A 12,365-nucleotide genomic window follows, 5' to 3' on the forward strand; every position below is an offset into this window, starting at 1 on the left:
TTATCCCGTCGGAGTCGCACGAACGGCCATGCAGTCGGTCGCCGCGTTCACGGACACGTACCTGCCGACCGTCAACGGCGTCACCTACACGATTCAGACGTGGCGCGAGCGGTGGCACCGCCGCGGCGGCCGCATGGACGTGGTGTTCCCGGCGGACGACGACTACGACCCCGAACCCGGCGAGTACGGCGTCCGGAGCCTCCCCTTCCCGTTCTACGAGGGGATTCGAATCGGCGCGCCGCGGATTCCGGGGGCCGTCGACGACGTGGATGTCGTCCACGCCCACACCCCGTTCGGACTCGGACTGGCCGGCCTCCGACTCGCCCGCCGGCGCGACCTCCCGCTCGTGGCGTCCTACCACACCCCGACCGGCGAGTACGCCGAGTACCTCAGTTCCGTCGGCGCTATCGAGCGCGGCGTCGAGCGCACCGCCGAGCGCTACGAGCGGTGGTTCTTCGACCGCGCCGACGCGGTCATCGTCCCGAGCGAGGACGCCGAGCGCCGCCTGGTCGACGAGGTCGGCGTCGAGGCCGAAATCGTCGTCCTCTCGAACGGTATCGACGCAGAGCGGTTCGAACCCGTCGAGGGCGGCGACTTCCGCCGGCGCTACGACCTCGGTGACGGCCCGCTCATCGGCTACACGGGTCGGCACGGCTACGAGAAGCGCCTCGACGAACTCGTCCGCGCCGCGGCCGACCTCGACGCGACGCTCGTCTTCGGCGGCGACGGCCCCGCCCGCGAGGAACTGGTCGCCCTCGCCGACGACCTCGGCGCGGACGCGCACTTCCTCGGCTTCCTCGACCGCGAGGAGCTGCCGGCGTTCTACTCCGCGCTCGACGTGTTCTGCTTCCCGAGCCCCGTCGAGACGCAGGGGCTCGTCGCGCTGGAGGCCAACGCCTGCGGGACGCCCGTCGTCGGCGTCAACGAGGGCGCACTGGAGGACACCGTCCTCGACGGCGTGACCGGCTATCACTACGAGTCCGGGGATTTGGAGGGCTTCCGCCGCGGGATTCGGCGGGCGCTCGCGGAGCGCGAGGCACTCAGCGCGCGCTGTCTCGACCGCCGCGACGAGGTGAGCGTCGACCGCTCTGTCGACCGACTCGCGGCGCTCTACGACCGATTGGCGTCGAAATAAAACAGCGAGACCGACTGCGAAACCGCGTTAGTCGCGGTCTTCGAGCGCGTCGGCGATGCGGCGCAGTTCGCGGTTCACGTCGCGGACCTCGTCGCGGAGCTGTCGGACCTCGCGGACGAGCTGTTCGTCGCTGCCGCTTCCCTTTTCGGGGTCGCGCGGGCCGCTCTGGCCGCCTCCCATACCGCCGGGGCCGCCACCCATGCCGCCGCCGCCCATGCCGCCGGGGCCGCCGCCGCCCATCATGCCGCTCATCATCTGCGCGAAGGGGTTGCCGCCGCCGCCCATGCCGCCGGGGCCGCCGCCGCCCATCATTTCTTCGGGGTCGGGGCGCTCGCCCTCTTCGCGCTCTTCCTCGCGGCGCTGTCGAATCTCTTCGACCCGCTCGCGGAACGACTTCTCCTCTTCGCCGTCGTCGCCCTCGTCGGGCGTCTGCGTCTCGTCTGCGGGTTCGTCGTCAGCCATGAGAGCGAATTGGCCGTCCTCCCGGAAAGTGCTGACGGTCTCTGAGAACCGCACCGCTCACCCGAACGCGCCGAGGCTCGACTGGAGGTCGCGGTCCGTCCCGCCGTCGTCGAGTTCGTGGCCGACGAGGTCGCGCAGGTCCACCGCGTAGGTCGTCCCGCGGTGGTCGAGGACGAGCACGCGCCCCTTCACGCCGCGGACGGTCCCCGTGGCGACGGTTTCTGCGACCGGCGAGCCGTCGAGGTCGAGGCCGTAGTCGAACGCGAACGTCTCGATGGGGTCGAACTGGGCGAGGAGCGCGTCCCACGCCGCGGCGTCGACCGACCGGCCGAACCCCTCGATTTTGGTCGGGACGCGGATGCGGTCGGGAATCTCGGTCGCCAGTTCGGCCTCGTACTCGCGGGCGACCCGGCCGTCCGAAAACGTCCGGACGTGGGCCGCGCGGTCCGCCCCCTGCTCGCGCAGGCGGGTGTCGAGCCGCCACTCGCGGGTGACGCCGACTTTGAACGTGTCGGGGGCGAACGCCGCGAGGTAGACCGCGTGGTCCTCGTAGCAGTCCATCTCGTCTTTCAGGCACGTCCCCGTGCACTTCGCGCAGACCCATGTGTGGCGGTGGTCCGAGCAGTAGGGCGCGCGGTCGTTGTCGCAGGCGACGTGGCGGTCGTCGTGGATAGTGCCCGCGCAGTGGCGCTCGCCGAGGCGGTAGTCGAGTTCGGTGCCGGGGGCGAGCGCGACCGAGTCGATGCCGTCGCTCGCGCTCACGAACAGCGCGGGGGTTCCGGTATCGTAGCCGACGACCTGCACGCTCCGGGGTAGGGAGTCGCGGTAGAAAGGTGGCTCGCTCCGGGGGCGGGTTTCGGGGTCGCCCCGGGCGTCGCCCCGCGGTGTCGGTGTTGGTCGCGGGTGTCGCCCCGTGGTGTCGGTCGCGGGTGTCGGTCGGCGCTATTCGTACTCGGCGCGAAGCTCCTCGGCGAGTTCCTCGGCGGCGCGGCGAACCGCCTCGTCGCTCGACCCGTCGGGCTCCCAGCCGAGCGCCGAGAGTTTCTCGATGGACAACCGCATCTTCGGTACGTCGCCGGTCCAGCCGCGGTCGCCGCCGGTGTACTCGAACTCGGGGTCGAGGTCCAGCACGTCGGCGACGATGTTGGCGATGGTCGTCACGGAGGTGGTCGTCCGCGTGCCGAGGTTGTAAACGTTGTAGTCGCGGTCGGCGTGTTCGACGACGTGACACATCGCGTCGATGCAGTCCTCGACGTGGAGGTAGGACTTCTCCTGTCGGCCGTCGCCGAGGATTTCGAGCGTCTCGGGGTCTTCGAGGAGCTTCTCGATGAAGTCCGGAATGACGTTGCCGCGCTGGTTCGGGCCGACGATGTTGGCGAAGCGGTACATGTAGACCGTGACGTCGTAGGAGTGGGCGAACGTCGAAAGCAGCCCCTCGTCGGCGAGCTTGGAGGAGCCGTAGATGCTGATTGGTTCGAGGGGGGCGTAGTCCTCGGGAGTCGGCCGCGGGGCCTCGCCGTAGATGGTCGACGAGGAGGTGAAGGCGATGTTCGACACGCCGACCTCCCGCATCCGTTCGAGGACGTTGTACGTCATCTCGGTGTTCTCCTCGAACAGCTGTCGAGGGTTGCCGTAGTTCGTGTCGGTGTAGGCCGCGAAGTGGAAGACGATATCGAGGTCCTCGGTGACGGCCTCGGCGACGTCGTCGTCGTCGGTCATGTCGGCCTGTACGAACTCGACGCCGTCGGGGACCTGCTCCCGAGCGCCTTTCGAGAGGTCGTCGGCGACGACGACGTGGTTGTCCTCGGAGAGGTGTGCGGCGAGATGAGAGCCGACGAGTCCCGCGCCCCCGGTCACGAGGACGCGCTTGTCGGAGAGTTCCAGCGACATGAGTCAGATGATTCGGCCGAGTGATAAGTCCGTTTCCCCTCCGGGCCGCCGACGGGCAGCGGTGGCGACCGCCGACGCGACCCGCGCCGCCCGCGTTCCGAAAGCGCCACTTTCCCCCGCCGTCTTCGGAGAGACATGCACAACGAACCCGAGGTCGCCGTCCTCCGGTACGGACACCGACCGGGGCGCGACGACCGGATGACGACGCACGTCGGCCTGACGGCCCGCGCGCTCGGCGCTGACCGGGTTATCCTCCCGGACAACGCCGGCCATTCGATGGAGACGGTCGAGGACATCACGGGCCGGTTCGGCGGCCCCTTCGAGGTCGAACTCACCGAGGCGCTCAACGGCGTCATCCGCAACTGGGCGGGGAAAGTCGTCCACCTCACGATGTACGGCGAGCGCGTTCAGGACGTGGAAGCCGACATCCGCGAGGCGCACGCCGAGGAACCGCTCCTCGTCGTCGTCGGCGGGGAGAAAGTCCCCTTCGAGGTGTACGAGGGAGCCGACTGGAACGTCGGCGTCACGAACCAGCCGCACTCGGAGGTCGCGGGTCTCGCGGTGTTCCTCGACCGCTTGTTCGACGGGCGCGAACTCGACCGCGAGTGGGAGGACGCCGAAAACCGGGTGGTTCCGATGGCGACGGGCAAGAAAGTCGTCCCGGCCGACGAGGAGTAATCGGAGCGTCGGCGCGCCCGCTTGCGGTTCTCCGCTGCCCGGGAGTAATAAGACTTAATGGCGTTCCTGACGCCATTTCGCACAATGGCTTTTGAGGAGTTACTGAACGACCCTGTTATCCAGAAGTACCTCCACGAGTTGGTCGGGCCAACCGGGATGCCGGTCGCGGCGGCACCCCCGGACGGCGAGGTCACCGACGAGGAACTCGCCGAGGAGCTGCGGCTCGAACTCAACGACGTGCGCCGCGCGCTGTTTATTCTCTACGAGAACGACCTCGCGTCGTACCGCCGCGTCCGCGACGAGGACTCCGGCTGGCTCACCTACCTCTGGACTTTCCACTACGAGAACATCCCCGAGAACCTCGAAGAGGAGATGTACCGCCTCCTCGACGCGCTCGAAGAGCGCCTCGACTACGAGCGCAACCACGAGTTCTACCTCTCGGAACCCGCCGGCATCCGCTTCGAGTTCTCCGAGGCGATGGAACACGGCTTCCAGTGCCCCGAGACGGGCGCGCAGCTCGAACCGATGGACAACGACGACCTCGTCGACGCGATGGAGCGACGCATCGAGGAGCTCCGCGACGAGCTCAACGTCGAAGTGACGGGGACGAACTGAATGGTCGTTCTCGCAACGAAGTGCTACATCGACGGCGACGCCCGCGAGCGGGCGCTCGACAGCCTCACGTCGCTCGTCGCCAACGACATCGGCGACCTCGACGTCGACTACGACATCGGCGTCCGCGACGACGGCTTCATCTCCGTGACGGTCTCGGGCGACGACGAGACGGTCGCGCGGAACGTCCTCCGCGAGGAGTGGGGCGAGGTCACGCCGCATCTGTCGGCCGGCGAGACCTACGTCGGCACCCTCGAGCACTGGGACGACGACGGATTCGTCCTTGACGCCGGTATCGAGGTGCGCGTCCCGACCGAGGAACTCGGCCTCGGCCGCGGCTCCGCGACCCAGATTCGCGACCGCTTCGGCCTCGTCCAGCATATGCCGCTGACGTTCGTCTACGGCGGCGACGACGAGCCCTCGCGGCTGGCCGACGAGCAGATCGACCGCCTCTACGACTGGACCCGCGGCAGCGGTCGCGTCAACGTCAACAGCGCGACCCGCGGCGAGGTCCGCGCGACGGTCAACCGCGCCGGCCACGCAAAGGACATCGTGACCGTCGAGCGCCTCGGCCTGCTCGAACAGAGCATCGTCTGCCGGGACGAAACCGACCCGCCGGGGCTCCTCGCCAGCATCGGCTCGTACCTCCCGTCGGAGCTGAAGTGCGTCATCGGCCAGTAAGACGATGAACAGGCGACTCCTCGTCGGTATCGCCGCGCTCGCCCTCCTCCTCGTGACCGCCGGGTGTCTCGGCGGCACCTCGAGCGTCTCGAACGACCGCCTCGACGCCGCGCCCGACGGCGAGTACGCGTGGACCGCCGAGACCGACGCGCACATCACGGTACAGGACAACGGTCGGTTCCGCGCGGTCTACGAGGTAAACAGCTCCTCGGTCGAACTCTACCGGTTCGACGGCTTCGGCAGTCGGACGCCGCTTTCGGTCGAGGCGGTCCGCTACCGCTACGGCAACGGGACCGTCGTCAACGGGACCGAGCTGAAGGCCCGCGGCGGCGACGTGACGCAGAACGACCGCATTACGAACGTCACGCTCCCCGCGGACGCCGGGAGCGAGGGAAAAATCGCGTTTAGCTCGTCCTCGACGCCGAAGCGGTTCTCGCTTCCCGTCTTCGTCGAGGGGAGCTACGAGGTCGTCCTGCCCGCGGACCGCCGCGTCGACTTCCCGATATTCGGGTCGGTTCGGCCGTCGGGCTACGACACCGAAGTCGTCGACGACCGGCTCCACATCCGGTGGGACGAGGTGACCGACGGGAACGTCGTCGTGCAGTTCTACCTCCAGCGCGACCTCGGCATCTTCGCGGCCGTCGCGGCCGTCTCGGTGCTCGTCGGCGGCGCGGGGATACTCTACTACCGCCGGCAGATTCAGACGCTCCGCGACCGCAGACAGGAACTCGGCTTGGACGTCGAAGACGACGACCGCTGAGCGACGCCACCTGACCCCGACCCCGACCCCGTTCTCGGCGTCGGTCGCTCGCCCCGGTTCGCCGGTGTGAACGCTTTTTTGCCTCGCAGCCCGCTACCTCGGGGTATGCAAGTCGCCGTGGTCACCGTCGGGGACGAACTCCTCGCCGGCGACACCGTCAACACGAACGCCGCGTGGCTCTGCGAGGAACTGACGGCGCGGGGCGTCTCCGTCGAGCGCGTGACGACGGTCCCCGACCGCGTCGCCGACATCGCCCGCGTGGTCAACGAGTACCACGCGGAGTACGACGCCGTCGTCGTCACCGGCGGGCTGGGACCGACACACGACGACGTGACGATGGAGAGCGTCGCGGCCGCGTTCGGGCGCTCGCTGGAGCGCAACGCCGACGCCGAGGAGTGGCTGGAGACCAACGGCGGCTACTCCGCGGCCGACCTCGTGGAGGGGACGACCGACCTCCCCGCGGGGTCGCGGATGCTCCCGAACGACGAGGGCGTCGCGCCCGGCGCGGTCGTCGGCTCGGTGTACGTGCTCCCCGGCGTCCCCGGCGAGATGAAAGCCATGTTCGCCCGCGTCGCCGACGAGTTCGCCGGCGAACGGACCCACGTCCGGTTCGTCCACACCTCGGAGCCCGAAAGCTCGCTCATCGAGCGGTTCGAGGCCGTCCAATCGGCGTTCGACGTGACCGTCGGGAGCTACCCCGGTGACCACGTCAGAATCAAACTCGCCGGGGCCGACGAGGAGACGGTCGAATCGGCGGCCGCGTGGCTCGAAGCGCGAGTCGAGTTGTACGAAGAGTAGGGTCGGTCGGCCGACGGGTCAGCGCTGGAGGTACCAGAGCCACCCGGCGGTCATGAGGATACCCACGAGAAGCACGGTCGCGGCCGTCTCCGAGGTCGGCAACACCTGCTCGCTGGCTGATAGCGGAATCATAGGTGACAGTTCCCACGTCCGGTTCTTAAACGGTGAGGTTCTGGCGACAGTTGTCACGGCGTGAGCGTCAGCGAACCCGTGGGGGCGCGCCCCAGTCGCCTCTCGCCGGCTACCGCGTCGCTTTTCCCCGGGGCGCGGGTTCGTTCAGTCATGCGAATCGGTGTCGTCGTCAACCCCGTCGCGGGGATGGGCGGCCGGGTCGGCCTGAAGGGAACCGACGGGAAAGTCGCGGAGGCCAGAGCGCGCGGCGCGGAGCCGCGGTCGCCCGAGCGGGCGCGACGGGCGCTCTCTCGGCTCTTCGAGGCCGCCCCCGAGACGGAACTGCTCGCGTGGGGCGGCGAGATGGGCGCGGCGGCCGCCCGAGACGCCGGCTTCGACCCCGAGGTGCTCGGCGGTCCGTCCGGCGACGAGACGAGCGCGGCCGACACCATCGCCGCCGTCGAGGCGTTCGTCGCCGCCGACGCGGACCTCGTGTTGTTCGTCGGCGGCGACGGCACCGCGGCCGACGTGGCCGAGGCGCTCGACGGGACCGACGTGCCGATGCTGGGCGTCCCCGCGGGCGTGAAGGTCTACTCCTCCGTGTTCGCCGTCTCTCCCGAGGACGCCGCCCACGTCGTCACCTCGTTCGAGCGGACCGAGGCCCGCGAAGTCATGGACATCGACGAGGACGACTACCGCGAGGGCGAGGTCAGACCGGAGCTTCGGGCGGTCGCGCACGTCCCCGTCGCGGAGGACCTCCAGTCGTCGAAACAGACCGGCGGCGGCACCGTCGAGGCGCTGGCCGCGGGCGTCGCCGACGATATCCGGGCGACCGCGGGCGTCACCTACGTCCTCGGCCCCGGGAGCACCGTCGGCGCGGTGAAAGCCGAGTTGGGCATCGACGGGTCGCCGCTCGGCGTCGACGTCTACCGCGACGGCGAGGTGCTCGCCCGCGACGCGACGGAGGCCGAAATTCTGGCGAGCCTCGGCGAGGAGAACGTCATCGTCGTCACACCCATCGGCGGACAGGGGTTTGTCTTCGGTCGCGGCAACCCCCAGCTCTCCCCGGCCGTGATTCGACGCTGCGACGTGTCGGTCGTCGCCTCGCGGTCGAAACTCGACGGGATTCCGGTCCTCCGGGTCGACACCGACGACCCCGACCTCGACGCGGACCTCCGCGGGTGGACGAAAGTCCGCGTGGGTCGCGTCGAGCGTCGGATGATGAAAATCGAGTGAGCGGCGCACCCAGTCGGAGTCGATTCGGCGCGCCGTGCCGACAGAAAAATGAGCGAGCGGCCGGGTTCGACAGCCGTCTCGTCAGTCGTCCGCCGGCGCCTGTTGTTTCGTGACGTACTCGACGATTTCGTCCGTTTCGGCCTTGAACTCGTCGAGTCGGTCTCGTTCCCGTGGAGCACCGTCGAGAAGTACTTCGTGTCGGCGGCGAGGTTGACTGCCTCTCTGAGTCCCTCGGCCGTGACGCCGCTCAACCGCGCTTCCTCGGTGTGGATACAGTAGGGACAGCTAGTCGCAGCCGCGACGCCGACGCCAATGAGCGCCTTCTCTCGCCCGGACAGTTCGGTGTCCGCTCCCAGATTGAGGTCGCGGAAGAGCCCCCAACTGTGTTCGCTCGCCGGTTCTGCCACGTCCTCCATCTAACTCGGGACCTGACTGAGCATTCCCTCCATCTCTTGTCGTGTGTTGTTCGATACCATCTCTCTTCCCGTCCCTCCGCAGTCCCGTCGCTATGGAGGCGATCATTACGAGCCCCGGAGCAGTAAAGTTATGAACAGTCTGGAAAATCACAATCTGCCCGTATCGACGACGTTCCGGGGGAACTCGGGGGTAATACGCCGGTGTACGGGACGGCCAGCCGTTTCCATCCCGCCCGCTCGACGTAGATGATTTAATATTCGGAATCGTGTGCAATGAGAACCACTACCCATTATTCACACGGGGTGTAATATAGTGAGATTTAAGGTCATTGGATGGGTTCTGACTGGCATGGAAACCCGGAAAGTCCAGCGTCTCGGTCCCTCCACGCTGGCGATGACGCTTCCAGCGGAGTGGGCCAAGGAACACAACGTCGAGAAGGGCGATGAGGTGACGATTCGGACGAGCGGCAAGGGAACGCTGACCGTGCTTCCCGAATCGGTCAACACCGAAGATTCGAAGGCGACGATTCGCGCCGACAGTCTGAACGCGGAGGCGCTCGAACGCGCCATCGTGGCGCAGTACGTCCTCGGACGGCGCGTCATCCACATCGAGAAAAGCGAGGGCGCGCTCGATTCGGACCACATCAACGCCGTCTACAAGGCCGAGACCCAGCTCATGGGCCTCGGCGTCATCGAGGAGACCCCCGAGCGAATCGCGATTCGCTGTTCGGTCGACGCGGAGGACTTCACCCTCAACAACCTGCTCGAACGCCTCGAAAACACGGGCAGCACGATGCGCGGCGAGGCCGTCAAGGCGCTCGCCCACGGCAACCCCGACCTCGCCCAGCGGGCGCTCAACCGCGAGCGGCAGGCGAACAAGATTTTCGTCCTCCTGCTCCGGCTCATCTTCACGTCCTACCAGAACCCCAACCTCGCGCGGGCGGTCGGCCTCGATTCGGGCTTCCCGCTCATCGGCTACCGCTCGGTGGCGAAAAACCTCGAACTGACCGCCGACAACGCCGAGGACATCGCCAACATCGTCATGGACGCTGAGGGCCACACCATCGACGTCGACCAGTCGACGATGCGGCGCATCCGCGAGTTCACGGACCACGTCGACGAGATTACGACGACCGCGGTGCGGGCCGTCGTCGAGCGCGACTACGACCTCACCATCGAGTGCCGAGAGCTGTTCCGCGAGATTAGCGACCGCGAGCGCGACATCCTCAACGACCTCCCGGAGATGGAAAACCAGAAGCTCCTCCAGATTCGCGAGGTGCTGGTGAGCCTCCAGCAGACCGCGCAGTACGCGATGCGGAACGCGGAAATCGCGTCGAACCTCGCGCTCAACGAGGAGTCGGACCACGTCACGATAGACTGAGGCTGCGGAACCGAAGACGGAAGGAAAGGCGAGTCGCGGTCGGCGCACCGGCGCGCCGTCGTACCGGCGCGCTCAGTCGGCGATGACTTCCATCGCCTCGCCGTTTTCGGTCTCGGACGACTCTTTTTCGCCCGTCAGCGGGTTCCGACTGGCGATGCGGCAGTCGAACCCCGGATGCTCGCCGAAGTGCCGGAGTATCATGTGGCGGCGCGACCCGGTGATGCCGGTGCGACCGATGTCCTCGGCGGTGAAGCGCTCGGGCAGGCGGTCGTACAGGCGGCGCAGTTCGTCGAAACTGGTGAACACCTTCGCGTTGCCGGTGGAGTCCGCGCCGCGGCGGGAGACGACGTAGCTGCCGTCTCGGCGGTACTCGCCGGCCGTGCGGAAGAACTCCCGTTTCTCGGTCAGCGCCGAGCCGATGGCCTCCTGCAAGTCGGCGGCGGCGTCTCGGGACAGTTCACAGGACTGGTCGCCAAAGGAGACGACGATGGTTTCGTCGTCGCTCTCGACGGACACAGGGTTCTCATTACGGGAGAAGAACTCGATCAGGAGCGTGGGTACTCCGTGTCATATCATCGACTATCGTAGCCGACGGTAAAGAGTTATCGGCTGAGTCAGGATTCACCGACGATTCTTCGATAGACGCCGGCGGTCGAACGGCCTCCGACGCCACGTCTGACGCGGGACTGTTATAGGAGGCCGTCGTCGGTGGTCGTGGTCCCGTCGTCTGACGAGGGCGTCGTCGTGGTCGTGGTTGCCGTCGAAGTCGTGGTTGCCGTCGAAGTCGCGGTCTCGGGCTCGGCTGTCTCAGTCGCCTCGGTTGTCTCGGCCGTCTCCGTCGCCGTGGGTTCGTCCGCCGTCTCGCTTCCGTCAGACGCCGCCTTGTTCCCGAAGATGTCCGTCTCGAACGTCTTCTCGTAGGTCAGCGGGTCGAGGGGGACGCGAAGCGTCGTACCGCCGGCGTCGAGGTTCGCGTAGAAGTCGATGCGCAGGTCGGTCGTCTGGTCGCGTTCGAGATGCGTGACCCACCACTCGTCGAGCCTGTCGTTTTCGATGTGGGTCGTCGCCTCGATTGTCTCCGTCGACCGCGGAGGGATGACGTACTCGGAGTTCGTGGTCCCCTCGCCCGCGGCCACGTCGTTCATGGAGATGTCGTAGCCGAGTTCGGAGACCGCAATCGGGTGCGGCTTGGGGTTGTGGACGATGAACGTGAGTTCGAGCGCCGTGCGCTCGTCCGTGGATTCGCCCCACTCGGCGTTCGTCTCGTTGACGTACAACACGGGGTCGGAGACGACCGGCGACTCCGCGTTTATCTCGCGGGTCTCCGTGGAGTTGAACGCCGACAGCAGGTCGGTGTCGATGCTCCGGGTAATCTCGGGCGCTTCGAAGGTCCGGCCGAGCGTCTCCGAGGTGACGGTGGCGTTCACGGCGAGGTCGGTGTGCTCGCCGTTCTGGATGTGCGAGACCCACCACTCGGGGATGCGCTCGTTTTCGAGCGTCGTCCGAAGCGGGACTGCTGTGGTCCCCTGCCCGACAGAGACGCCTTCCTTCTCGCCGGTCGCCATCCGAATCCCGTTCATCTCGACGCCGTAGTCGACGGCGAGCCCGGAGAGGTTCGCTGAAAGCGGGTTCGGGTTCGAGACGTACAGGTCGGTCTCGATGACCGTCGCCGTCTCGTTGACGCCGCCGAACCGGTTGTCGACCCGGTCGACGCTCGGCGCGCCGATTATTCCGGCCGCGAACGCCCCGCCGATGACGGTCGCGAGGAGCACCAGCGCGACGAGCGCGATACGGAGTTTACCGCCGAACAGCGCGGATGTCAGTCCCATCTTGTGGACACACGAGACTGGTGGTACATATGTCGAACGGCCGAGCGCGACGGCGGTTCGCGGGACCGTCCCGCACGCCTCGACCCCGACACGTCACCCCACGGCAGGCGGTGTCGAATGAACTAAGTGCGCACCCGCGAAGGTCGGGAACATGGAAACCAAGACGGTGCAATCCGACAAGTCCATCGGCTTTGCGGCGTTGTTCGGCGTACTCACGCTCGTCGGCGCGGGGCTGATGGTCGCCGGACCGGACCAGTTGACGAAGGCGCTCGGGTTCATGGTCGCGATTATCGCCGCCTCGCTGGCGGTCTGCGGCGCGCACCTGTTCCAGTAGCGTCGAGTATCAACGCTGAGGAACACGGGTAACCGTTAATAA

14 protein-coding genes and 1 pseudogene are annotated in these 12,365 nt (G+C 67.4%); 9 read left to right on the forward strand and 6 right to left on the reverse strand.

Annotation, left to right across the window (positions count from 1 at the left end; translation table 11 throughout):
* Positions 1-28: 28 nt before the first annotated feature.
* Entirely contained in the window at positions 29-1,135 is a 1,107-nt protein-coding gene (locus tag C458_RS05095) for a glycosyltransferase family 4 protein (RefSeq protein WP_008573789.1), read from the forward strand.
* Positions 1,136-1,162: 27 nt separating this feature from the next.
* Here the strand turns inward: C458_RS05095 and C458_RS05100 are convergent, their stop codons facing one another.
* The 3 genes from C458_RS05100 to C458_RS05110 form a co-directional block, all read right to left on the reverse strand.
* Positions 1,163-1,597: a hypothetical protein gene (locus tag C458_RS05100; RefSeq protein ID WP_008573790.1), complete on the reverse strand. Its 435-nt coding sequence runs from the start codon at positions 1,595-1,597 to the stop codon at positions 1,163-1,165.
* Positions 1,598-1,654: 57 nt separating this feature from the next.
* On the reverse strand, positions 1,655-2,401 hold the full coding sequence (locus C458_RS05105) for a DUF2797 domain-containing protein (protein WP_008573791.1): 747 nt from the start codon (positions 2,399-2,401) through the stop codon (positions 1,655-1,657).
* A 138-nt stretch (positions 2,402-2,539) separates the two neighbouring features.
* Complete coding sequence (locus C458_RS05110; RefSeq protein ID WP_008573792.1) at positions 2,540-3,487, reverse strand: NAD-dependent epimerase/dehydratase family protein; 948 nt, start codon at positions 3,485-3,487, stop codon at positions 2,540-2,542.
* A 135-nt stretch (positions 3,488-3,622) separates the two neighbouring features.
* Here C458_RS05110 and C458_RS05115 point away from each other — a divergent pair, with 135 nt between their 5' ends.
* From C458_RS05115 to C458_RS05140, 6 genes are all read left to right on the forward strand, one after another.
* On the forward strand, positions 3,623-4,165 hold the full coding sequence (locus tag C458_RS05115; RefSeq protein ID WP_008573793.1) for a tRNA (cytidine(56)-2'-O)-methyltransferase: 543 nt from the start codon (positions 3,623-3,625) through the stop codon (positions 4,163-4,165).
* Positions 4,166-4,249: 84 nt separating this feature from the next.
* Complete coding sequence (locus tag C458_RS05120; RefSeq protein WP_004043767.1) at positions 4,250-4,780, forward strand: transcription factor; 531 nt, start codon at positions 4,250-4,252, stop codon at positions 4,778-4,780.
* A complete protein-coding gene (locus C458_RS05125; RefSeq protein ID WP_008573794.1) occupies positions 4,781-5,458 on the forward strand; it encodes a DUF2110 family protein in 678 nt (225 codons plus the stop codon). It begins immediately after the preceding gene.
* A gap of 4 nt (positions 5,459-5,462) precedes the next feature.
* Positions 5,463-6,218, forward strand: a complete 756-nt coding sequence (locus C458_RS05130) for a DUF5803 family protein (RefSeq protein ID WP_008573795.1) — start codon at positions 5,463-5,465, stop codon at positions 6,216-6,218.
* A 105-nt stretch (positions 6,219-6,323) separates the two neighbouring features.
* Complete coding sequence (locus C458_RS05135) at positions 6,324-7,016, forward strand: molybdopterin-binding protein (protein ID WP_008573796.1); 693 nt, start codon at positions 6,324-6,326, stop codon at positions 7,014-7,016.
* Between the two features lie 282 nt (positions 7,017-7,298).
* A complete protein-coding gene (locus C458_RS05140; protein WP_008573799.1) occupies positions 7,299-8,363 on the forward strand; it encodes an ATP-NAD kinase family protein in 1,065 nt (354 codons plus the stop codon).
* Positions 8,364-8,444: 81 nt separating this feature from the next.
* On the opposite strand, the pseudogene C458_RS18920 reads toward C458_RS05140, so the two are convergent.
* Positions 8,445-8,779: pseudogene (locus C458_RS18920) on the reverse strand (carboxymuconolactone decarboxylase family protein).
* A gap of 349 nt (positions 8,780-9,128) precedes the next feature.
* Here C458_RS18920 and C458_RS05150 point away from each other — a divergent pair.
* Positions 9,129-10,160, forward strand: a complete 1,032-nt coding sequence (locus tag C458_RS05150; RefSeq protein ID WP_004043760.1) for a phosphate uptake regulator PhoU — start codon at positions 9,129-9,131, stop codon at positions 10,158-10,160.
* Positions 10,161-10,232: 72 nt separating this feature from the next.
* On the opposite strand, the gene C458_RS05155 is transcribed toward C458_RS05150, so the two are convergent.
* Together C458_RS05155 and C458_RS05160 are read right to left on the reverse strand one after the other, a co-directional pair.
* Positions 10,233-10,676: a hypothetical protein gene (locus C458_RS05155; RefSeq protein ID WP_004063773.1), complete on the reverse strand. Its 444-nt coding sequence runs from the start codon at positions 10,674-10,676 to the stop codon at positions 10,233-10,235.
* Between the two features lie 173 nt (positions 10,677-10,849).
* Positions 10,850-11,989, reverse strand: coding sequence for an LEA type 2 family protein (locus tag C458_RS05160; protein ID WP_008573816.1), 1,140 nt, complete (start codon positions 11,987-11,989; stop codon positions 10,850-10,852).
* Positions 11,990-12,140: 151 nt separating this feature from the next.
* Here C458_RS05160 and C458_RS05165 point away from each other — a divergent pair, with 151 nt between their 5' ends.
* A complete protein-coding gene (locus tag C458_RS05165) occupies positions 12,141-12,323 on the forward strand; it encodes a hypothetical protein (protein WP_004043756.1) in 183 nt (60 codons plus the stop codon).
* Positions 12,324-12,365 lie beyond the last annotated feature (42 nt).

Source organism: Haloferax sp. ATCC BAA-644, from assembly GCF_000336975.1.
Taxonomy (GTDB): Archaea; Halobacteriota; Halobacteria; order Halobacteriales; family Haloferacaceae; genus Haloferax; species Haloferax volcanii.